This window comes from Celeribacter baekdonensis B30, assembly GCF_000299875.1.
In the GTDB taxonomy this organism is placed as follows: Bacteria; Pseudomonadota; Alphaproteobacteria; order Rhodobacterales; family Rhodobacteraceae; genus Celeribacter; species Celeribacter baekdonensis_A.
Map to the genome: position 1 here is coordinate 575580 of NZ_AMRK01000001.1, position 21886 is coordinate 597465.

Sequence of the window (21886 nt, forward strand, 5' to 3'; positions counted from 1 at the left end):
CCTGTGCCACCGATTTTCGCAGGCAGGGATGCGGGGTGCCTGACCCACAAGCGTTAGCGCTTCGCCGATCACCTCCTGCCGAGATGAGACAGGATTGGACGGCTCTTTGGATGGCGTCGTCTTCCGCCCGCGGTCAGGGAACGACGAGGACAAGCCGACATGGATGGTCCGTGCGATCCGGGTGGCGGCGCGATGATCTCACTGGCGGGTGGACTGCGCGTATATGCGGCCACACGCCCGACGGATTTCCGGAAGGATATCGACAGGCTGGCGCTGCTGGTGCAGGAGACGATGGGCGTCGATCCGTTCAGCGGCGCGGCTTTCGTGTTCTGAGCCAAGCGGGCAGACAGGGTCAAGGTTCTGGTCTGGGACCAGACCGGCATCCCGCTGGCGCTGGACACCAACCCGGTCGAGAACCAGATTAGAAAAATCGCTCTTACGCGAAAGAATGCCCGCTTTGCCGGGCACGACGCCGGAGCCGAGAACTGGGCGCTGTTCGACGGACATCCAAAAAGCCGCATCGACGACCTCATGCCCAGCCTCTGCGCACCCGTGGTGTCAAACCTCGCCACCTAGGGCACCGGCTGAGCGTATACTCACAAGCAGGGCAGGGTGCTTTGTATGTCGCCGGGATGCGATATGCTATTGAGCTACAAATCCACCATCGACGGGTACATTGGCACCGCTCATGAAACCGGCACGGTCCGAACACAGCCAGACGATCAGTTCCGCAACTTCCTCGGGCGTGCCGATCCGCCCGATCGGATGCAGGGGGTCCATCATCTCCCGCGTGGACTGTGCGCCGCCTGTGCTCTGCTCAGCAAGCGAGTCGAGCATGCGGGTGTCAATTCCTCCGGGGCAAACCGAGTTCACCCGTATCCCCAGTTTCCCATATTCAAGTGCTGCGTTCTTTGTCAGGCCGTTCACCGCATGTTTCGATGCGGTATAGGGTGAAAGCCCGGGGAAACCGACGAGACCGGCGACCGAGGCCAAGTTGACGATGGCGCCGCCTCTGTTCCTTAGCATCTGCCGGATCTCGGCTCGAAGACAGAGAAACGTGCCGCGCAGGTTGACACCCAATATCGCGTCGAAGTTCTCAGTTGTCTGATCCGCCAGCGGAGCGATCTTCCCTTCGATACCGGCATTGTTGCATGCGCAGTCGAGGCGTCCGTAGGACCTGACCGTTTCATCAATCAGTCTTTCGACGTCTTCGGGTCTGGAAACGTCCGCCCTGACGAACACGGCATCGCGGCCATGATTCTTGATCAGCGATACGGTTTCTTCGCCTCCCGGCTGATCTATGTCGGACACCACGACCTTGGCACCCTCCTCGGCAAATTTCTGTGCCGTTGCACGACCGATCCCAGCTGCCGCGCCGGTGACTAATGCAACTTTTCCTAAAACCATGGCCATCGGACCCTCCACTCTTGCTTTGGTGACATATTGCGCCGAGGTCGTCGCCTCGCATTGACTTCCGTCAACGACCTATTGACCGAAAGGCATGCCGTCTCCGAATTGGAATGGAGTATGACAGCCGGGGCCGCTGCGCGACTTGGAGCGGGTTTTCCATCCAGTCCCTGAAATGGAGGCGGCCTTCAGAGTACTATCAAGCCTGACCCTCGCTGAGGTCATCCTTCTCGGCCTGTGCCACATTGCGTTTGACGTTCAAAAAGCTGTCCGGCGTCACGGAGATCGTGTCGATCCCGGCGCTTACCAGCAGGCGTGCGAAATCCGGATCATTGCTGGGCGCCTGACCACAGAGCCCGATCTTCCGTCCGGCCTCGTGTGCGCGCAGAATGGCGGTCTCGATCATCCAGAGCACCGCCGGGTCGCGCTCGCGGAACACATCGGCCAGCGCTTCGCTATCGCGATCGACGCCCAGCGTGAGTTGGGTCAGATCATTTGATCCGATGGAAAAGCCGTCAAACCGCTCGGAGAATTCCTTGGCCCTGATCACGTTCGATGGAATCTCGGTCATCACATAGACTTCGAGACCATTCTCTCCGCGTCGGAGGCCATTCGCGTCCATTACCTCCAGCACCTTGTCCGCCTCTTCGGGGGAGCGACAGAAGGGCACCATAGCGATGACATTGGTAAAGCCCATCTCGTCCCTCAGCCGCTTCAGTGCGGCGCATTCCAGCGCGAAGGCATCGCGGTAGAAAGCCGAATAGTAGCGCGCTGCGCCTCTGAGGCCGATCATCGGGTTTTCTTCCGATGGTTCAAAGTGACGGCCGCCGAGAAGGTCGGCGTACTCATTCGACTTGAAATCACTCAGTCGGACAATCACCGGTTTCGGATACCAGACGGAGGCAATCCGCGCCAGACCCATAGCCAGCCGCTGTGTGAAATAGGTGGGTCCGTCCTGGTATCCCTTTATCAGTTCGGTAATGGCGCGAAGCTCCGTCGCGTCCTTCACCTGGTCAGGGTTTAGCAGGGCCAGCGGATGTACCTTGATTTCGTTGCTGATCAGGAATTCCATCCGTGCCAATCCGACGCCGTCCACCGGGAGCCGCCACCAACGGACTGCGGCCGAAGGGTTGGCGATATTCAGCATCACGCCGGTTCGTGTCTGAGGCACGTCGTCAAGTGAGATGTCGCTGACCTCGATGTGTCCCAGCCCATCATAGACCGCTCCGGTTTCACCTTCGGCGCAGGAGACGGTAACGTCCTGACCTTCGTGCAAGATATGGGTTGCGCTACCAGTGCCGATGACTGCCGGAAGTCCCAGTTCTCGGCTGACGATGGCAGCGTGCGATGTTCGTCCGCCGTGGTCGGTGACGACGGCGGCGGCACGTTTCATGATCGGCACCCAGTCGGGGTCGGTGGTCGAGGTGACGAGCACCGAGCCATCGACGAAGCGGTCGATCTCATGCGCTGAGCGGATCAGGCAAACCCGGCCCGCAGCCGCTGCATTCCCGACACTCAGGCCCTGTACCATCAGCTTGCCTGACGGTGTGACGTTGAATGACTGGAACACTGCCCCAGACTTGCGTGACTGTACAGTTTCAGGGCGCGCCTGAACGATGAACAACTCACCGGTCTTGCCGTCTTTTGCCCATTCCATGTCCATGGCGACGCCGTAATGCGCCTCGATGGTCTTCGCATATCGGGCCAGTTCCACGGCCTCTTCATCGCTCAATGTGAAGCGCTCGCGTTCAGCCACCGAGGTCGGCACGTTGCGCGTCGCCGCTTCACCAGCCTGGCCATAGATCATCTTGATCTCTTTCGTGCCCAGTGTCTTGGAAACGATTGGCAGCCGGCCGGTATCGTCCAGGAAGGGTTTGAAGACCTGAAATTCGTCTGGGTTCACCGCGCCTTGCACAACGTTCTCCCCCAACCCCCACGCACCGTTTATCAGCACGAAACGGTCACACCCGCTCTCTGTGTCTATCGAAAACATGACGCCTGAGCTGCCGATGTCAGAGCGGACCATGAGCTGAATGCCAACCGATAAGGCGACGTCCGTCCGACCGAATCCCAGAATTTGACGGTAGCTAATTGCCCGGTCGGTATAGAGCGACGCATAGCATCGGCGGCATGCATCGAGCAGCGCCGCCTCTCCGGTGATGTTGAGAAAGGTCTCTTGCTGCCCAGCGAAACTCGCATCTGGCAAGTCCTCGGCCGTGGCGGAAGATCGGACGGCAATCGATGGCTCTTTTTGGCCACTGCGTTTCGCGAGGTCTCGATAGGCGGCGCATATCGCTTCCGCTGTTTCCCTAGGCCATTCGCCGGCGGTTATTGCGGTCCGAATGGCCGCACCGGCCTCGTGCAGCGTCGTGCGTCCGGCATCAAGCGCATCAATCCGCTCGGTGATGAGTTGTTTCAGACCGTTGGCCGCGATGAAGCCGCGATAAGCTTCGGCTGTCGTGGCAAAGCCGTCTGGCACGCGAATGTTCTTGGCGGTGAGGGTTGAAATCATCTCGCCCAACGAGGCATTCTTGCCGCCCACGACTGCGACATCGCCACGCCGCAGGTCTTCGTACCAGATCAGATATTTGTCCAAATCCCGTTCTCCTCAGTCAGTCTTGCAACAAACTGTGACACGCGGGCCGCGCCGTCATTGATGGCGGTCAATGCGCACGAGATCAGGAGCATGGCATCTTCTCGCACGGCGATGCGAAACTGTGGAAAGGGCCCCCTGCAAACAGAAAATTGCGGGCTGTGGCGGTGTGGATTGAGGCGATGAAGGATGCAGAGGTATGCCCGGTCGAGAAACGGCTACACTTCGTAGACTGCATGGTGCCGGGCGGGAGCATGTGTCGCGGGACAGCGACGACTGTATCGGGGTAGGCAAGGTGGCTTGCCTTTCATCCGCTCTTCTGGTGGCGACCCAGCGCGTTGTCGATTATCAGGCGCACCAATGACACAGTCTATTCTCACTGGCCAGTTTATCATGAGATTTAGCGGATCAGGATGCTCAAATGAGCCGCATCGGATATTGGGTTCCGATCCGATAGCTTGAGCAATCAAGAGATTTGTTGATCGTCACACAACACCAGTGATCCTAACAATTCTCCAATCGGCATTGGGGCAACAAGGCTTTGGTTTCGCAGGGGCCGCAAAACGTGGCCGCTTCGGGGCCAACTGTAGCGGCAGCACCTGCAATGCCCCATTTGAGGTCCTGTTCAGCCCATCGCCACGAGAAAGCGAGAGACAGGGTAAAGGCACCTGCTAAAGCATCGCCTGCACCGATTTTGCGGTGCAGGGGGACTTTTGGGGCGTGGCAGAAAAATCCCTGATGTCCGGCAACCATCAGTGACTCCTCTGCGCCGTGACCTGTCACAAAAATCCTCGCAGCCCCGGCCGCGCGAGCTGTTCGGTATACGCCAGATTGTCGGAAATCGGCCGCATCAGGGAACCAGAACGGCGGCCCCGGTGAAGCGCCCGGAGCGAAGGTCATCCAGCGCAAGATTGGCCTGTTCAAGGCGATAGATCGTGGTTTCGGTCTCTATGCCGGCCTCAATGGCCAGCGGCAGGAACTCCTCGCCATCGCTGCGCGTCAGGTTTGCAACCGAACGGATGACCCGTTCATGCCAAAGATCGGCGTAGGGAAAGGTAGGAATGTCGCTCATGTGGATGCCGCCCGACACGACACAGCCGCCCTTGCGCACCGCCTTCAGCGCCTTCGGAACAAGCGCGCCGACTGGCGCAAAAATCAATGCGGCGTCCAGTGGTTCGGGCGGGCTGTCGTCGGACGACCCTGCCCAGACCGCGCCCAGACGACGGGCGAAGGCCTGCGCCGACTGGTCGCCGGGCCGGGTGAAGGCATAAACCATTTTGCCCTGCCAGACGCAGAGCTGGCACAGGATATGCGCCGCCGCCCCGAACCCATAAAACCCGATACGCTCGGCGGAACCGGCGAGTTTCAACGTGCGGTACCCGATCAGCCCCGCGCAAAGCAGCGGTGCCAGTCGCACCGGGTCCGCATCGTCGGGCAGAGGAAAGACATATCCGGCGTCGACCACACAGAGTTCGGCATATCCACCGTTTCGGTCGTAGCCAGTGAATTCAGGTGCGTCGCAGAGGTTCTCGCGATGTGCGCGGCAATGCGGACATGTCCCGCATGTGCGGCCAAGCCAAGGCACCCCGGCCCGCTGGCCCAGTGTCAGACCGTCGACACCCGCGCCAAGCGCGTCGACGCGCCCGACGATCTCGTGTCCCAGTATCAGTGGGAGGTTGGGATGGGAGAGCTCGCCATCGAGAATATGCAAATCGGTGCGGCAGACGCCGCAGGCTTCCACCTTGAGCCGCACTTCGCCCGGTCCCGGGGCGGGGTCCGGCAGATCGCGGAAGACCAGCGGGGCGTTCTGTTTTTCCAAGACCATCGCGCGCATGGGTGTCTTTCCCTAGGTTGGCGGCTCACATGGCCGCATCAGTCATGGGTCCCTCTCAAGAGGGCTGAGGTGATGAGAGATCACGCGGAGAATGTGTTAGCGTAAGTGGTCGGGTCGTTCCTTTGGGGTCTTGAAGCCGCCATTCGACTGTCCCGGTGAAAGATCCGCCCCGCATTGACGACGATCAAATTGCGACACAATCCGGGTAAGCCTTTGGCGTCGATCACGTCACACGGGCGGTCAGATAAGACACCGCAAGCGCCAATGTGGCGATCTGCGGATAATCCGTTTCCGGGATGTCGACATTCAGCCTCCGATGCAGCGCGGTCACCAGGTTCAGGACATCCATAGAGTCGAGTTCAAGATCGTCCTGCAGGTGATCGTCCTCGCCCAAGGTGTCCGGGTCGATGTCGGGGGCGATGTCGAGCAGCTCTTCGATGAAAGCGGTGCGAATGTCTTCCTTGGTCATAGTGTCTCCGGCGAAGCGATATGAGATTGGAACTCCGCGATGAAACGCGCGGCCTGTCGGCCGTCGCTCACGCGGTGATCGACGGACAGGGTCAGGGTGACAACTGTTCGTGGCTCGACCGCGCCCTCCACGATCCAGGGGCGCAGCTTGGGCGCCCCCAGACCGACCAGCGCGACCTGCGGCGGAAAAATCACGCCGGCCATCGCCTCTGCTCCGACTGCACCGAGGCTGGAGATCGTGATCGTACCTTCGGTCACTTCCGAGGATCGGAGCCTCCCGGCCCGCGCGCGGAAGACCAGGTCACGCATGCCTGACATCGTCTCGTCGACGGACATCGCGCCCGCATCGATCAGCGCCGGCGCGACCAGGCCGCCCCCCCGCAAGGCCACAGCGACCCCGATATTCACCCGGTCGGTCGGGCGCAGGGCGCCATCGACAAACTGGCCGTTCACCGATGGCACCTTGGCGGCAGCCAGCGCCGTGGCCCGCACGAACAGCGCGCCCAGAAGCAGCCGGTCCGAGGGCGGCCGATCGGCGTTTCGGGCTTCCACCCACTCGAGCGCGGGTTGTACGTCGATGGTCTCTGACAGGTAGAAATGCGGGATCGTCTGCTTGGATCGCGCCATCGCAGCAGCGATGGCCTTGCGCATTTCCAGCATCGGAGAGGCGGTCTGTACTATCGCCGCGGACGGCTTTCGTACCTCCAGATCCTTCAGCAGGACAGCACCCGCCGGTCCACTTCCTGTGACCGTCGCCAGGTCGATGCCAAGTTCACTGGCCCGGGCACGCGCGGCGGGCGAGGCAGCGGTGGCACCGTGGGGCAGTGGGGTCGCAACCGCTGGATCGGGTGCGACTTCGGGGGTGTCGGCAAGGGCTTGGGCGGGCACAGCTTCGGGCTTGGTGTCAGCAGCCGGCGCTTCGGGTTCCTTTGGTTCTGGCGCAACCTCGCCGGGACCAAGGATCAGCGCCAGAGGCGCGCCCACGGGCAGGGTCGCACCCAGGTCGGCCTGCAATTCCAGCACTCTGCCGTCTCCGAAACATTCGATTTCGATGGCGCCCTTCTGGGTCTCGACCACTGCGAGCACATCGCCTCGATGCACCTCGTCACCCGGTTTCACCAGCCACTCGACAAGTGTGCCCGCCTCCATGTCGGCCCCGAGCGATGGCATGGTGAAGATACCCATCAGGCCCGCCCCATCATGGCCTTTGCGGCCGCGACGATACCGGGCACTTGCGGGATCGCGGCGTCTTCCAGGTGTTTGGGATAGGGGATCGGGACTTCTGCCGAACAGACGCGTTCCACCGGCCCATCGAGCGACCAGAAGGCTTGTTCCATGATCCGGGCCGAGACCTCGGCGGCCAATGATCCGCTGCGCCAACCCTCGTCCACGATCAGCGCGCGGTGCGTCCTGGCAACGGAGGTCATAATCGTCGCGTCATCCAGCGGGCGAAGGCTGCGCAGGTCGATCACATCGGCCTCGATGCCGTCACCCGCCAGATCCTCCGCCGCCTGCAACGTCTTGAACAGCGACCCGCCATAGGTGATGAGGGTCAGATCGCGCCCCTTACGCCGCAACGCGGCTTTCGAGATGTCGACCGCACCGGCGTTGCTGTCGATCTTGCCCGTCATGTTGTAGAGCATGACGTTCTCGAAGATCAGCACAGGGTCAGGGTCCTGAAGTGCTGTCCAGAGCATGCCGCGCGCGTCCTCCAGCGTGGCGGGGGCCAGAACCTTCAGCCCCGGAATATGGGCATACCATCCCTCCAGGCTGTGCGAATGCTGCGCCGCGAGCTGTTTGCCCGCCCCGGTTGCCATACGGATCACCAGCGGGACGCCGAATTGCCCGCCCGACATGTGCCGGATCGTCGCCGCAGTGTTCATGATCTGGTCGAGGGCCAACAGCGAGAAATTGACGGTCATCAGTTCGACGATCGGCCTCATCCCGGCTGCCGCCGCGCCGATGCCCGCGCCCGTGAACCCGCTTTCCGATAGCGGCGTGTCGCGGATGCGCTCCTCTCCGAATTCCGCCATCAAGCCTTTCGAGACCGCATAGCAGCCGCCATAGGCCCCCACATCCTCGCCCATCAGGAAGACCCTGTCGTCACGGATCATCGCGTCGCGAATCGCCTGCTTCACCGCCTCGCGGTAGGTGATTTCCACAAGCTCGCCCGAGGGCTTCGTTGGCTCCGGGGGGGCGGGCGCGGGGCCAAGCACATGCTGCGACAGCCGTTCGACCGGCTCCCATGTTCCGTCCTCGGCAAAAGCCACGGCGCTGGCGATCTCGGCATCGACGTCCGTTTCGATCTGGGTCACGTCTTTCTCGTGGATCAGGTGGTTCTCCAGCAGCCAGCCCTGAAAGCGGACGATCGGGCCGTGCTTGCGCCACTCCTCGATCTCGGCTTTATCACGGTAGAGCTGCGCGTCGAACATGGAATGCGCACGGAACCGGTAGGTCTTGCACTCGAGGAAAATCGGTTTGCCGGTCTCGCGGATCTTGCCGATCGCCTTGCGCGCGGCCGCCTCCACCGCGACGACATCCATGCCATCGATCTGGCGCGCCTCCAGCCCGTAGGAGGCTGCCTTCTCATGGATATCGGTTTCTGCCTCGGTCCGGGCCAGCGCCGAACCCATCGCATAGCCGTTGTTCTCGCAGACGAAAAGAACCGGCAGGGACCAGAGTGCAGCCAGGTTCATCGCCTCGTGAAATTCGCCTTCCGCAACGGCGCCCTCGCCAAAGAAACAGGTCGTCACCTTGTCCGCACCCTGCATCCTGTCCGCCAGCGCGAGGCCCGTCGCCAGCGGCAGGCCGCCGCCCACAATCGCGTTGCCGCCGTAGAAATTGGTGTCGGTATCGAAAACATGCATCGAACCACCGCGCCCGCCCGAGCAGCCTTCGGCCTTGCCATACATCTCGGCCATGATTTTTGTCATGGGCACACCGCGTACCAGCGCGTGCCCGTGCTCGCGATAGGTGGCGACAACCCGGTCCCGCGGTCCGAGAACCGGGATGACCCCGGCGGAAATTGCCTCTTCCCCGTCATAGAGATGCAGGAAGCCGCGGATTTTCTCTTGGGTGTAGAGTTCGGCACACTTGTCCTCGAAACGGCGGACACGGATCATGTCGCGGAGCAGCGCAAGAACATGGTTTCGGTCAAGTTTGGGTTTGTCGGGCGCTCTCATTTCTCATCGGTCTCCAGAGTGGAAATGTCACCTTCCGGCAGGCCCAGTTCCCGCGCCTTGAGCAGCCGCCGCATGATCTTGCCAGAACGGGTCTTGGGCAGGTTTTCGCGGAACACCACCACGCGCGGAGAAACGGCCGGGCCAAGCCTTTTGCGAGCATGGCCGCGCAATGCGCGCTCCAGCGCCACGTCGGCCGTGAAACCTGGGTTCAGCGTGACATAGGCCTTCACGATCTCGCCTGCGGTTTCGTCCGGCAGGCCGATAACACCTGCTTCGGCCACCGCCGGGTGCTCGATCAACACGCTTTCCACCTCGAAGGGCCCAACCAGGTGACCGGAGGTCTTGATCAGGTCGTCGGCCCGTCCGACGAACCAGAAATACCCGTCCTCGTCCCGCGTGGCAAGGTCGCCCGACAGATACCAGCCGTCCACGAAGCACTTGTCGTAGCGCGCCTGTTCGTTCAGGTAGGCCCGCATCATCGACGGCCAGCCGGGCCGGAGCGCCAGTTCGCCGATTTCGCCGGTGCCGAGTTCCTTTAGCGTATTACCCTCGCGTTCGACGATGCCGGCCTCGATCCCCGGCATCGGCTTGCCCATCGAGCCGGGCTTGACCGTCATACCGGGCAGGTTGGCGATCATGATCCCGCCGGTCTCGGTCTGCCACCAATTGTCGTGAAACGACTGGCCGAACACGTTTTCCGACCAGACGACCGCCTCGGGGTTCAACGGCTCTCCCACGCTGGCGAGGAACCTCAGCGAGGAAAAGTCATACGGCTTTGCCACATCAGCGCCAGAGCGCATCATCATCCGGATCGCAGTTGGTGCGGAATACCAGACTTCGATCTTTTCCCGCTCGATCGTGCTATACCAGCGCTCCAGGTCGAATTCCGCCTCGTCCACGATCATCTTCACCCTCTGAACCAGCGGCGCGATGATCCCGTAGGACGTGCCGGTGACCCAGCCGGGATCGGCGGTGCACCAATAGGTCGTCTCAGGCGTCAGATCCAGTGCGCACTGCCCTGAGAAGGCGTGGTAGAGTACCGCCTCGTGGACATGGACCGCGCCTTTCGGCCGCCCCGTCGTGCCGGACGTGAAATGGATCAGCGCCGGATCCTCGGGCCGGGTCGGGGCGGTATCGAAATCGGGCGATGCAGTGGCCATCACAGGACCGAGAGCGACGCAGCCCTCATCGGCATCCTCATCAATGACACCGATGACAAGGACCAGCTTTAGCGTCCCGATCTCGTCGCGCCAGGCCGCGATCTTGCGCTTGTAGAGGTCCGGCGTTGTGACCAGCACCTTCGCGGCGCCGATCTCCATCCGGGTGCGGATGGGGTCCGGCCCGAAGGCGGAGAAGAGCGGTGTGAAAACCATGCCCGCCTTCAGCGTACCGAGCGCGGCTATGTAGAGCTCGGGAACACGACCCAGCAGCGCGAAGACGCTGTCGCCAGACGCAAGCCCATGGGCGGCAAGGACGTTGGCGAAACGCGAGGATTGTCGGGCCATGTCGGCATAGCTCAGTTCTTGCCGATCTCCGCCTTTGCCGAGCCAGAGCATTGCAGTCTCATCCCCGTGCCCGTGCATCACATGCCGGTCCACCGCCTCATAGGCGATGTTCAGCATCCCGCCGGGCATGTCGAGCATCGCACGGGCTTCGGCCCAAGGGTCCGCATCATAGTCGATTGCGCGGTTGGTCATCAACGAAAGCTCCTCCTCATTGACCAGACTTGGGTGGGGGCGGGCGAGGCCGCATTGACGGCGATCAATGCTTCGCGGTGTCAATCCCCGTCGTCGGTCGCGAAGGACGCAGGCCAATCGGCCAGAACCGCTTTGAGCGCTGCCCAGTCGGTATATTCGATATCAGCGGAAAGATCCGCCGACGGATCCTTGATCGCAAGGATGCGGCGCATCACGAAACGGCGGAAAACATCGTATTCAGAGGGCTTGTAGGCCCCCGCCAACTGTTCGACCCGATCGGGGGTCCAGCCTGTGGCCGAGGTGAAATCGGCAAGAATCTTCTCCAGGCCCTGCCAGTCTTCGGCTTCGTGGCCTGCGGCGGCAAGCGAGACAGAGAGGAACAGGCTGGGCAAGGCAGACAGAGCGGCGGCACGATTGGCGCAGAACTCCGTCAGTGCTTTCTGATAGCGACCACCATGAACCGATGCAGCCAGTAACACCGCATCGAAGCGTGTCAGGTCGATGTCATCGGCATCGGCGAGCGGCAGGAGTTCGGCCATATGGCCTGCATCGACGAGCCAATCTGCTGCGACGCGGCAGATTTTGCGGGTTTGACCATCGGTCGAGGCATAGGCGACAAGAAGTTTCATAGTCCGACGCTAGACCGTTCCCGTTGCGTCGGCATTGACGGCTGTCAATCGGGTCGGAGACCGGTGTTGCGAGCGATCAATGCGTTATGTGGCCGCCACATTAGCATCCAAAGAGCAAATCCTTGCACGCCACCTGATACGTCTCGATCTGCCGGTTTCCGTCAATCGGTACTTGCGGTTTGTCGAAGTCACGGCACCATTCATTGATGGCTGTCAACGCCGGGCTGGTCGTAATTCAGAAAATGATCAGTAGGAGAAGCTGCTGGGAAATGCGGGAGAACCCACTTTGTCGAGAAAGGACCAGAGATTTGGGCTGCGAACGATCAAGACTCCGGGGTTGGACCAGATGGGACAGCCGGTGAACCCGACGCTCTCCGATCCGCCGCATGCGCTCTCGTCACGCAAGGTTGCTCAATTGCTGGCTGTGTCGCCAGAAACAGGGCTGTCTCATGGCGAGGCTATGCAACGGCTCAGGTCTCACGGTCCGAATCGCCTGCACCGCCAGAAGCCAAGAAGTGCGATGGTGATCCTTTTTCACCAGTTTCGGAGCGTGATCGTCTGGTTGCTTGCAGCGGCCGCAGTTATCTCGCTGATCATTGGTGACATTGCAGAGGGCGGTGCCATAGTCATTGTGCTCTTGCTCAACGGCGCGATCGGTTTTGTCACCGAGCTGCGGGCTGCCCGTTCGATGGAAGCATTGTTCCGCATCGCCGAGGTCCGTACCCGTGTTCGCCGGGGCGGTCGCGTCCAGATGATCGACGCACGCGAGATGGTCCCCGGCGATGTTGTGGTTCTCGAAGGCGGCGACGTGGTGACAGCGGACCTGCGTCTGAACGAGGCGTCTTCCCTTCAGGCCGACGAATCCATTCTGACCGGCGAGGCGGCTCCGGTGGCCAAATCCCCGGAACCTGTTGCCGAGGATGCGATCCTGGCCGAACGAACATCTATGGTTTTCAAGGGCACCGCGATAACGAGAGGGGCCGGTGAGGCTATCGTCACCGCAACGGGCATGGCCACCGAACTGGGGCGAATCAGCCAACTGGCCGAAGCGGCGAAAGCAGACTCCTCGCCGTTGGAGGTTCGGCTGGAACGGCTGGGTCGTACCCTGATCTGGTTGACCTTGATCCTTGCTTCGGGCACTGCCCTGACGGGTATCCTGCGCGGACAGGAATTGGCCATCATGATACAGACCGCGGTCGCCTTGGCCGTGGCGGCGATCCCGGAAGGATTGCCGGTGGTTGCGACCATGTCACTGGCGCGCGGCATGTGGCGAATGGCCCGTCGCAATGCACTCATTCGCCGCCTGTCGGCTGTCGAAACGCTGGGGGCGACGACCTTAATTCTGACGGACAAGACCGGCACACTCACGGAAAATCGAATGTCCGTCGTCCGTTTTGTGCTGGAGCATGGCGAATTCGAACCCGATTCAAGCGATCCGTCTGTGGAACTCGCGTTGCGAGCCGGCGCGGCCTGCACAACTGCGGAGTTGGGGCAGGGGAATCAGAAGGGGACGGGTGATCCAATGGAACTCGCGCTGCTTGAAGCCGCTGACCGTGTTGGTGTGGCGCTTCCGGAAAGGCGGCTCGAACAGCACGCTTTTGATCCGGAGCAGCGCATGATGGCGACCGTCCATGCCGACTTCGATGGGGCCTTCTATGCGGTCAAGGGTGCCCCCGAGGCGGTTATCAACGCCTGTAGTCAAGTCCTCGACCGCGACGGGCCGCATGCACTTTCCGACGCGGCGAAGTTGGATTGGATTCGCCGCAACGCACGGGTGGCAGGCGAAGGATTGCGCACGCTTGGACTGGCGATGAAGAGCGAGGGCACCGCAGGAGCAGAGCCTTATGAGGGGCTGACACTGATCGGGCTGGTCTGTTTGGCTGATCCGCTTCGCGACGATATTCCGCCAGCCATCGCCGCGTGCCGCGCGGCCGGGGTCCGGGTCGTCATGATCACCGGCGACCATGCCGCCACAGCAGCGCGGATCGCATCCGATGCCGGGATTGGAAATGACGGTACGACAGTGATCGAGGGGCGCGAACTGGCGGGCCTCGATCTGGACCACACGGGGGAGGAGACACAAGGGAGATTGCGCGCGGCAGACGTTTTCGCCCGCGTCGCGCCCGAAACGAAACTGACGCTCGTCTCTTTCCATCAGCAGGACGGGCAGATCGTCGCGATGACAGGCGATGGCGTCAACGACGCCCCGGCGCTGAAACAGGCGGACATCGGGGTGGCAATGGGGCTGCGCGGCACGCAGGTGGCCCGAGAGGCCGCAGACATGGTGTTGAAAGACGACGATTTTGCCACGATTGTCGAGGCAGTTCGCCAAGGCAGGGTTATTTTCGGGAATATTCGCAAGTTCATCGTCTACTTGATGTCGTGCAACCTTTGCGAGGTGCTGGTCGTGACGCTGGCGGTGGGCGCCGACCTGCCCGCGCCGCTCCTGCCGCTGCAGATTCTCTATCTTAACCTTATCACGGATGTTTTCCCCGCCTTCGCATTGGGGTTGGGGCAAGGCGATGGGCGCGAGATGCACCGCCCGCCGAGGCACCCGTCCGAACCCATCATTGGCCGAACCGAGTGGCTGCGGATATCAGGTCTGGGCGCGGCGCAAACCATCGCGACGCTGGCGGCTTTCGTGCTGGCGCTGTTTCAGATGAATCTTTCGGTAGACCAGGCGGTGACTGTAGCTTTCCTTACACTGGCACTCGGGCAACTCTGGAACGTCTTTAACACCCGTGCCTCCGGCACACAGTTGATTGCCAACGACGTGACACGGAACCCATTCGTCTGGGGTGCGCTGGCGCTCTGTCTGGTCCTGATCGGCGCCGCGCTTTGGGTGCCGGGACTATCGGCAGTGCTGAACCTGGTCGCGCCCGGCAAGGACGGCTTGGTATTGGCGGCGAGCGCAAGCCTGATCCCGCTCTTTCTGGGACAGGCAGCATTGGCGATTACCGTTGTCTTCCGTCAATGGTTTGCTGATCAGGCAGTGGCACGATAGCTTTACATCCGGCGCAACCAAATCGGAGGCAAACCCTAGTTTGGGTAAGATTCTGACTGATTGCGCCCTGCTGGCGCAATGGAAACGGTGCGTGCTTTGGGGTCATTGCTGGTCCGGCAGAAGAAGACCCCAAGAGGCTGCAATATACATCTCCATCACAGCGGATGCGGCCAACTCTCAACCGTCTTTCAGCAACGGCCAACTCAAAACCACAAGCGCTTGCAGCCGCCGAAATCCTTGGTGGATTACCCCGGCAGGTTAATCCAACGCTTCGTAGTTCTGGCACTTTGAGGAACTGTTTCAACGCGCAACCGTATTTCAGCAACGAGGAATACCGCGTGAGGAGAGGAATGTCATTTTGCTCGGCACCCTTGGCAGTCTTGCTGCCGGCCCTGATGACTGTTGGCAGGATCATTCTTGGTGCCATGGCCATCTGGCTTCTGGACGAGCGGGTCCCTCACCAGCACTTCATCAAGCGCCTTGAGGGCCCAGCATGGGACACGCTTCGGAAGATCTGGTTGTTTGAAATTGCGATCACCTTGCACAACATTCCTGAGGGACTGGCGGTCGCGCCGGCGCTTCGTTCTGAATGCCCTGCTTTCGCGGTCGGTGCGATGATCTATGTGAACAGCGATGAAATCATACCGGGACCGCGCCGTCACGGACATCAAGATCGCCGGTTGGCGGGTATGTGCCTGTTGGAATCATTGCGCGGCACATGGTCATTGGCCGCCGTCAATGACCGATCGTCTTCATGTTTGGTATGTTGCTTTCATCAGCAGAAGACGGGGCACACGGGGCACCATGACAGACACACCGGATCAGATTGCCCGGACACTCGCGCAGACAACAGGGACGTGGCGCCCTTTGCTTCGGGTAGCCCTCGTCGTTGCCGGGATAGCTTTTGCAGTTCTGGGCTGGATGGTATTTCAGGGCATTGGAACGGGGCGGGGCGACAGCTACGTCACGACACCCGTCGTGCGTGCCGACTTTAAAGTGACCGTCACGGCAACGGGAACCGTCGAACCGACCAACCTCGTGGACGTCTCCAGTGAGCTTTCCGGTACGATTGAATCAGTTTACGTCGATTTCAACGACACCGTCGAGGTCGGCACCGTGCTTGCGGCATTGGACACGCGCAAGCTGAAGGCACAACTGGCGATTGCCCAGGCGGCATCGGATGCTGCCAGCGCCAGGGTTGTCGTCGCTCAGGCGGCATTGGACAAGGCGCGAGGCGACTACGATATCGCAAGGACACTGGAAAATCGCGGAGTGACCTCGCATCAGGCGTTCTCCGCCCAGAATGCCATGTTGCGTCAGGCAGAGGCAGAGTTGCAATCGGCTGAGGCCGATCAGGCACTTGCACTGGCGACGCTGGATCTTCACCGCGCGGATCTCGAAAATGCATGCATCTGTTCGCCGATCCAGGGCGTCGTTCTGCAACGTGCCATCGATCCAGGTCAGATCGTTGCCGCTTCGCTTACGGCTCCCGTTCTGTTTTCCATCGCCGAAGATCTGCGAGAGATGGAACTGCAGGTCGACATCGACGAGGCAGATATAGGTCGTGTTGCCGTGGGGAATGCGGCGACGTTCACCGTGGATGCCTATGAGGACAAGACGTTTCCGGCCACGATCTCGCAAATCCGCTTTGCGGCGGAAGTCGTCAGCAGCGTTGTCACCTACAAGGCCGTGCTCGACGTCGCCAATTCGGACATGCTGCTACGGCCCGGCATGACGGCGACTGCAGAAATCATAGTGGCAGAAGTTGCGAATGCGCTTGTCGTGCCGAACGGTGCGCTGCGCTATGCTCCCAGACAGACCGCAAATGCCCCGAGAGATGACGGTGGCAGCGGCCTGCTTGGCATGCTGATCCCCAGAACGCCCGAAACGCCGGCGGCAAGCTCCGGCAGGGCTGTCTGGATGCTTCGGGACAACCAACCGGTGCAGGTTGCGGTCCGGCCGGGGGATACGGACGGAGAGATAACCGAAATCCTTGAAGGGGTCCTGATCGAGGGCGACCTTGTTATCACGGGTGATACGAATGGATGACATCCCAGTCATAGAACTCAAGAAGATTTCGCGGATTTACGGCAAGGGCGATATCGCCGTCCGTGCACTCGACGGGGTAGACCTGCGGGTCGATGCTGGAGAGTTCATCGCGATCATGGGGCCAAGCGGGTCAGGCAAGTCGACGGCCATGAACGTGATAGGGTGCCTCGATTCCCCAACGTCGGGGCGTTACCGCTTTATGGGATACGAAGTTGCGGGTCTCTCCCGGGATCAGCGTGCCCTGCTCCGGCGTCACTATCTGGGTTTCATCTTTCAGGGGTACAACCTCCTCCCGCGGGCGTCGGCCCTGCACAACGTTGAATTGCCGCTGATCTATATGGGTCAGGCGCGCGCCGTCCGTCGGAAGGCAGCTCTGGACGCCCTACGAAAAGTCGGGCTGGAAGCGCGGGCGCATCACCAGCCGAATGAGCTGTCAGGCGGGCAACAGCAACGTGTTGCCATCGCAAGGGCCCTTGTGGGGAACCCGAAAGTCATTTTGGCAGACGAGCCGACGGGGAACCTCGACACAAAAAGCTCGGTCGAGATCATGGACATGTTGCGCGGGCTCAATCGCGACTCTGGCTTGACAATCGTCATGGTCACGCACGAACAAGACATGGCCAACTACGCGGACCGCTTGATCTGGATGGTGGATGGCCGCATCGACCGTGACGAACGCAAAGTGCGGGCGGCTTGAGATGCTTGGGGAAACCATCCGGCTTGCCATACAGGCGATCTTCAGAAACGCGCTGCGCTCCTTCCTGACAGTGCTCGGCATCGTCATCGGCGTCGGAAGCGTGATTGCCATGGTAACGGTCGGCCAGGGGTCGACGCAGCAGGTCGCCGCTGATGTTCAGAAACTGGGCACGAATATTGTGATCGTCGTTCCCGGTCAGGACGCGTTGCGCAGCGGTCCTAACAGCACGACCGCGTCGATGTTCACGCTTCGGATCAATGACATTCTGCAACAGCGAATTCCGGATGTCGTGCTCTCTGCGCCGATCAGCCAGACCCGAGAGCGGGTCATCTTCGGTACGGAAAACCGATTGACGGACATTGTCGGAACGGACAACCGCTACTTCCAGGCCGCGCGTTGGGATCTGGCAGCAGGGCGGCTCTTCGAACCCGGAGAGATCGCCTCGGGGCGCGCGGTCTGCGTGATCGGCAAAACCGTACACGAAAAGCTTTTCGGCAGCGGTGACCCTGTCGGCGCAAAAATACGGATCGGCGCACTGTCCTGCCGGATCATCGGACTTTTGCAATCCAAGGGCGCGTCCACATTCGGAAGCGACCAGGATGATTTCGTGATCATGCCGCTTGCCACATTTCAGCGCCGGATCGCGGGAAACACAGATGTACAAAGCTTGTATGTGTCGATCCGCGACGGTGCTTCGGTCGAGGGTGCGATGGTTGAAATCACCGACGTAATGCGCGAGTTGCGCCGTATCCGAACCGGCGAGGATGACGATTTCGAAGTGCTCGACATGAAACAATTCGCAACGATGTTGACTGGGATTACGGATATCCTGACCGGGTTACTTTCGGCTGTCGCGGCCGTCAGCCTTCTTGTCGGCGGAATAGGGATAATGAACATCATGCTGGTTTCCGTGACCGAACGCACCCGAGAGATCGGCATACGTCTCGCCATAGGAGCGCGCTCCCATGATGTGCTGATGCAGTTTCTTGTCGAGGCCATCCTGTTGTCACTCATGGGTGGCGTGATTGGAATCGTCGGCGGCCTGCTTCTTGCAGCCGCAGGCACGACCTGGTTGTCAGTGCCGTTTTCGCCAAGCTTAGGAATTGTTCTTGCGTCCTTTGCGTTCGCCGCCTTGATCGGGATCGTGTTCGGCTATTTCCCGGCGCGCCGTGCCGCACGCATGGACCCGATAGAAGCACTACGGCATGAGTGAAGCTCTGGCGGATACAGAGGCAAATCTGCAATTCTCTTCAACCCTTCGCGCCGCCTCCGAAGAGTTGCAACGCGTGCATTAATGTCGAGCGTCCCAACCTTGCCATGCCGGATCATTTCTCGCATCAAGCCGCCCGGGTTGCGGACAGGATATGTGGGATGATCTCGCCCAGCATCGACCAGAAGAAAGCAGAGCGCCGATCCGTGATCGCCAAGGGTGCCCTGTCCCTCAAACCAGACTGACGAATGGATATCGAGCATCGGCAATAACCGTCAGGCGGCCTCGACGATGTCGCGGTCTCTGAGGGGCCGGTTATGTTGTCGGCAGGTGTCAAGCATCATGCGCAGTCCGTCACCTGCAATGTCGTAAAGGTTCTCAGACATCAAAGTGGGTGACGCGAGGCCGGGAGGTAACGGCAGCGGCTCACTCTCTGCAAACGATATGCCGCGTGCTGAATTCACGTCAGCGGCATTTACGCATGGCTTAGAGAACCGTTAGGCCAGCGTGCGCTGAACGATGCGCGGCAGACAGAGTTGATCCGGCAGGCCTGAACCGACAGTGGTACAGTCTATGGCTATCGCAAGCTGACCGATATTATCTAAGTCAAGACCCACGAGGGCTGGCCGTATCTATCGGTCGCGATCGATCTGTTCTACAAACCGAAACGCAAGCACACCAACACGGTAGGCTCTCACCCGTTGACGATGAAATCAAACAACAGAGAATGGACGAGGCAGGCGTCTGGGATACTAGGGGCACCACATACCACCCTTATTTGATGAATTTGCTCCATAATGCCGTTTCGCCCGCCAAGCATGGCCTCTGTGATGTTCTCATCCCCGCTATGAGAGCTCCAAAATTTGCCTAGTTAACTTTTCTGCCGTTTCGGCGTGGCAAACCCGCCACCCTGCACAGCTTTCCCCTTGCCCGGTTTCGCGCCAGCCGTTTTGGGTTTACCTCCCGGCTTGCCAGTCTTAGCGGCATATTTGGCTGCGGGTTTGCCACCATAGGTTTTTCCAGATGTATCCCCCGCGCCCTTAGCCCGCTTGGGGGCTGCGCTCGGTTTTCCGGTCGGTTTCGGAGCGCGCTCCGTGCGGGGTTTGGCCGCCTGATGCGCTTCGTCCAATTCGCGGCGTGTCTTCGGAATGCCCGCATTCTTATGACGCGGCTTTTTGAACTCCCGAGGCGCATCGGAACCATAGGCGCCCTCTTTGCGTGGAGCGTCAAAATCCTTGCGGGGGGGGGTGTCGTAGTCACGACGCGGAGCAGTGTCCACATCCCGACGAGGCGGCTTCGCATCCGAACGCGGGCCGGAGTTGCTGCGCGGCGCGGTGGCGGAAAATGTCGGCGGGCCCGCGAGTTGACGGGCAACGACGCCTTCTTCAAGTTCACCACTGCCACCGAGAGTTGATAAAAATCCTGCGAGGCTGCTCTCTTTGATCTCGACAAAGCTTTCAGATTGCTGAATGCGGATCGCGCCAATGTCGTCTTTCGTCAGGTTGCCAGAGCGACACAACAGCGGCAAAAGCCAGCGCGGCTCGGCGCGATCATCGCGGCCAACCGAAACGGAAAACCAGACACTCGGACCAAACGGTTTGCGCTCGCGCGGATCAGGGCGCGCATCTGGCGGTGTCAGGTCCTCAGGCGCGGATTGACGCGCGCGGAACAGGCGCAAATAAGCGGCTGCAATCTGCTCTGGCGAATGCAACTCCAAGAGCTTGGCGGCAAAGGCGCTATGCTCCTCGGTCATCTCCTCAGACCAAACCGGATCCGCCAAAAGCCGCTCTTCGTCGCGCTGGTTGATGTCATCGGCGGACGGCGGCGTGGTCCAGTCGGCCTGAATTTTCGCAAATTTCAAAAGCTGTTCGGCTTTGCGGATCGAGCGTGGCGGAATGATCAGCGCAGAAATGCCCTTGCGACCGGCGCGACCTGTCCGGCCAGAACGGTGCAATAGCCCCTCGGCGTTGGTCGGCAAATCGGCATGAATCACCAAATCCAGACCCGGCAAGTCAATGCCGCGGGCCGCAACATCGGTGGCAACACAGACTTTCGCCCGCCCGTCCCGCATCGCCTGCAACGCATGGGTGCGCTCATTCTGGCTCAATTCGCCAGACAAGGTCACAACCGAAAAGCCACGGTTGGCAAGCCGCGCAGTCAGGTGATTGACGGCAACGCGGGTGTTGGCGAACACAATCGCGTTTTGCGCATCGTGAAAGCGCAGAAGGTTAAAAATCGCGTTTTCCGAGTCGCTTTGCGCCACACGCAGGGCTTGATAGCTGATGTCGGCGTGTTGGGTCGTGTTCGATTGGGTGCTGACGCGCACGGCATCGCGTTGAAATTGTTTCGCCAATTTGGCGATCATCGGCGGAACGGTGGCCGAGAACAACAGAGTGCGGCGGTCTGCAGGCGCTTCGCCCAACATGAATTCAAGATCTTCGCGGAAACCAAGATCAAGCATTTCATCGGCTTCGTCCAAAACGATGGCGCGCAGGCCCGTCATGTCCAAAGAGCCGCGTTGAATGTGATCGCGCAGACGGCCCGGCGTGCCGACGACGATATGGGCGCCACGTTCCAATTTGCGACGCTCATCGCGCATGTCCATGCCGCCCACACAAGACGCCATCCGCGCCCCGGCTTTGGCATAGAGCCATTCAAGTTCGCGCATGACCTGAAAGGCCAATTCGCGGGTCGGAGCCACAACCAATGCAAGCGGGGATGAGGCGGGTTCAAGGCGGTCACTGTCGCCCATCAGAGTGTGCGCAATCGCTAGGCCAAAGCCAACGGTTTTGCCCGAACCGGTCTGTGCAGACACCAAAAGGTCGGCGTCTTGAAGTTCGGGGGCGTTCACAGCCTCCTGGACCGCAGTCAGCGTGTCATAGCCGCGTTCCGCGAGTGCATCGGAAAGTGTTTTGATCATGTAATAAGGTCTATCCGTGAGGGGGTCATCGCGGCACATGCCGCTATCCTGCGTCTTTGACTACAGAAGTCGGCACCATTACCGACAGTTTGCCCGGATGTATACAGCCATTCCGGCGAAAAATCTCTAAAATAAGGGGAGCGGATGTGTTCAAGGCCTGTGCGGACCTCACATCTCGGCGTAAAAACGCCGCCCC

At 60.7% G+C, this 21886-nt stretch carries 14 protein-coding genes and 1 pseudogene; 6 read left to right on the forward strand and 9 right to left on the reverse strand.

Translation table 11 applies throughout. The annotated features are described in order from the left end of the window. The first annotated feature begins 159 nt into the window (after positions 1–159). Positions 160–333, forward strand: a complete 174-nt coding sequence (tnpB, locus tag B30_RS02730; protein WP_009570474.1) for an IS66 family insertion sequence element accessory protein TnpB — start codon at positions 160–162, stop codon at positions 331–333. 54 nt (positions 334–387) lie between these two features. Beyond that, positions 388–576: pseudogene (locus tag B30_RS21635) on the forward strand (IS66 family transposase); the annotation flags it as partial. A 66-nt stretch (positions 577–642) separates the two neighbouring features. Here the strand turns inward: B30_RS21635 and B30_RS02735 are convergent. The 8 genes from B30_RS02735 to B30_RS02775 form a co-directional block, all read right to left on the reverse strand. After that, positions 643–1413, reverse strand: coding sequence for an SDR family oxidoreductase (locus tag B30_RS02735; RefSeq protein ID WP_009570475.1), 771 nt, complete (start codon positions 1411–1413; stop codon positions 643–645). A 193-nt stretch (positions 1414–1606) separates the two neighbouring features. Further along, entirely contained in the window at positions 1607–4003 is a 2397-nt protein-coding gene (gene ppsA, locus B30_RS02740; RefSeq protein WP_009570476.1) for a phosphoenolpyruvate synthase, read from the reverse strand. Positions 4004–4850: 847 nt separating this feature from the next. Further along, a complete protein-coding gene (locus tag B30_RS02750) occupies positions 4851–5834 on the reverse strand; it encodes a zinc-dependent alcohol dehydrogenase family protein (RefSeq protein ID WP_009570478.1) in 984 nt (327 codons plus the stop codon). 223 nt (positions 5835–6057) lie between these two features. Next, positions 6058–6303 (reverse strand): acyl carrier protein, encoded by a 246-nt coding sequence (locus B30_RS02755; protein ID WP_009570479.1) that lies wholly within the window; start codon positions 6301–6303, stop codon positions 6058–6060. Beyond that, positions 6300–7487, reverse strand: a complete 1188-nt coding sequence (locus tag B30_RS02760; RefSeq protein WP_009570480.1) for a dihydrolipoamide acetyltransferase family protein — start codon at positions 7485–7487, stop codon at positions 6300–6302. The genes B30_RS02755 and B30_RS02760 overlap by 4 nt, the downstream gene beginning before the upstream one ends. Further along, complete coding sequence (gene pdhA, locus B30_RS21640) at positions 7487–9484, reverse strand: pyruvate dehydrogenase (acetyl-transferring) E1 component subunit alpha (protein WP_081583654.1); 1998 nt, start codon at positions 9482–9484, stop codon at positions 7487–7489. The genes B30_RS02760 and pdhA overlap by 1 nt, the downstream gene beginning before the upstream one ends. Continuing rightward, a complete protein-coding gene (gene acsA / locus B30_RS02770; protein WP_009570482.1) occupies positions 9481–11181 on the reverse strand; it encodes an acetate--CoA ligase in 1701 nt (566 codons plus the stop codon). The genes pdhA and acsA overlap by 4 nt, the downstream gene beginning before the upstream one ends. An 80-nt stretch (positions 11182–11261) precedes the next feature. Continuing rightward, the gene (locus tag B30_RS02775; RefSeq protein ID WP_009570483.1) at positions 11262–11810 is read right to left on the reverse strand and encodes a flavodoxin domain-containing protein; all 549 of its coding nucleotides are present in this window, start codon (positions 11808–11810) and stop codon (positions 11262–11264) included. A 346-nt stretch (positions 11811–12156) separates the two neighbouring features. Between B30_RS02775 and B30_RS02780 the strand changes: the two genes are divergently transcribed. From B30_RS02780 to B30_RS02795, 4 genes are all read left to right on the forward strand, one after another. Continuing rightward, complete coding sequence (locus tag B30_RS02780; protein WP_040401741.1) at positions 12157–14814, forward strand: cation-translocating P-type ATPase; 2658 nt, start codon at positions 12157–12159, stop codon at positions 14812–14814. 804 nt (positions 14815–15618) lie between these two features. After that, positions 15619–16863, forward strand: a complete 1245-nt coding sequence (locus B30_RS02785) for an efflux RND transporter periplasmic adaptor subunit (protein WP_009570486.1) — start codon at positions 15619–15621, stop codon at positions 16861–16863. Next, complete coding sequence (locus B30_RS02790; protein ID WP_009570487.1) at positions 16856–17560, forward strand: ABC transporter ATP-binding protein; 705 nt, start codon at positions 16856–16858, stop codon at positions 17558–17560. The genes B30_RS02785 and B30_RS02790 overlap by 8 nt, the downstream gene beginning before the upstream one ends. Beyond that, positions 17517–18773 (forward strand): ABC transporter permease, encoded by a 1257-nt coding sequence (locus tag B30_RS02795; protein WP_226946392.1) that lies wholly within the window; start codon positions 17517–17519, stop codon positions 18771–18773. The genes B30_RS02790 and B30_RS02795 overlap by 44 nt, the downstream gene beginning before the upstream one ends. 868 nt (positions 18774–19641) lie before the next feature. Here B30_RS02795 and B30_RS02800 read toward each other — a convergent pair. Then, positions 19642–21690 carry a DEAD/DEAH box helicase gene (locus B30_RS02800; RefSeq protein WP_040401842.1) on the reverse strand — a complete coding sequence of 683 codons (2049 nt, stop codon included), beginning with the start codon at positions 21688–21690 and terminating at the stop codon, positions 19642–19644. Between the last annotated feature and the right edge of the window lie 196 nt (positions 21691–21886).

Bases quoted from the DNA above. Each gene is read 5' to 3' on its own strand.
- B30_RS02780 (WP_040401741.1), top strand. From the start codon at position 12,157: ATGGGACAGCCGGTGAACCCGACGCTCTCCGATCCGCCGCATGCGCTC.
- tnpB (WP_009570474.1), top strand. From the start codon at position 160: ATGGATGGTCCGTGCGATCCGGGTGGCGGCGCGATGATCTCACTGGCG.
- B30_RS02755 (WP_009570479.1), bottom strand. From the start codon at position 6,303: ATGACCAAGGAAGACATTCGCACCGCTTTCATCGAAGAGCTGCTCGAC.
- pdhA (WP_081583654.1), bottom strand. From the start codon at position 9,484: ATGAGAGCGCCCGACAAACCCAAACTTGACCGAAACCATGTTCTTGCG.
- B30_RS02790 (WP_009570487.1), top strand. From the start codon at position 16,856: ATGGATGACATCCCAGTCATAGAACTCAAGAAGATTTCGCGGATTTAC.
- acsA (WP_009570482.1), bottom strand. From the start codon at position 11,181: ATGACCAACCGCGCAATCGACTATGATGCGGACCCTTGGGCCGAAGCC.
- B30_RS02735 (WP_009570475.1), bottom strand. From the start codon at position 1,413: ATGGCCATGGTTTTAGGAAAAGTTGCATTAGTCACCGGCGCGGCAGCT.
- B30_RS02800 (WP_040401842.1), bottom strand. From the start codon at position 21,690: ATGATCAAAACACTTTCCGATGCACTCGCGGAACGCGGCTATGACACG.
- B30_RS02775 (WP_009570483.1), bottom strand. From the start codon at position 11,810: ATGAAACTTCTTGTCGCCTATGCCTCGACCGATGGTCAAACCCGCAAA.
- B30_RS02785 (WP_009570486.1), top strand. From the start codon at position 15,619: ATGACAGACACACCGGATCAGATTGCCCGGACACTCGCGCAGACAACA.
- B30_RS02760 (WP_009570480.1), bottom strand. From the start codon at position 7,487: ATGGGTATCTTCACCATGCCATCGCTCGGGGCCGACATGGAGGCGGGC.
- B30_RS02795 (WP_226946392.1), top strand. From the start codon at position 17,517: ATGGCCGCATCGACCGTGACGAACGCAAAGTGCGGGCGGCTTGAGATG.
- B30_RS02750 (WP_009570478.1), bottom strand. From the start codon at position 5,834: ATGCGCGCGATGGTCTTGGAAAAACAGAACGCCCCGCTGGTCTTCCGC.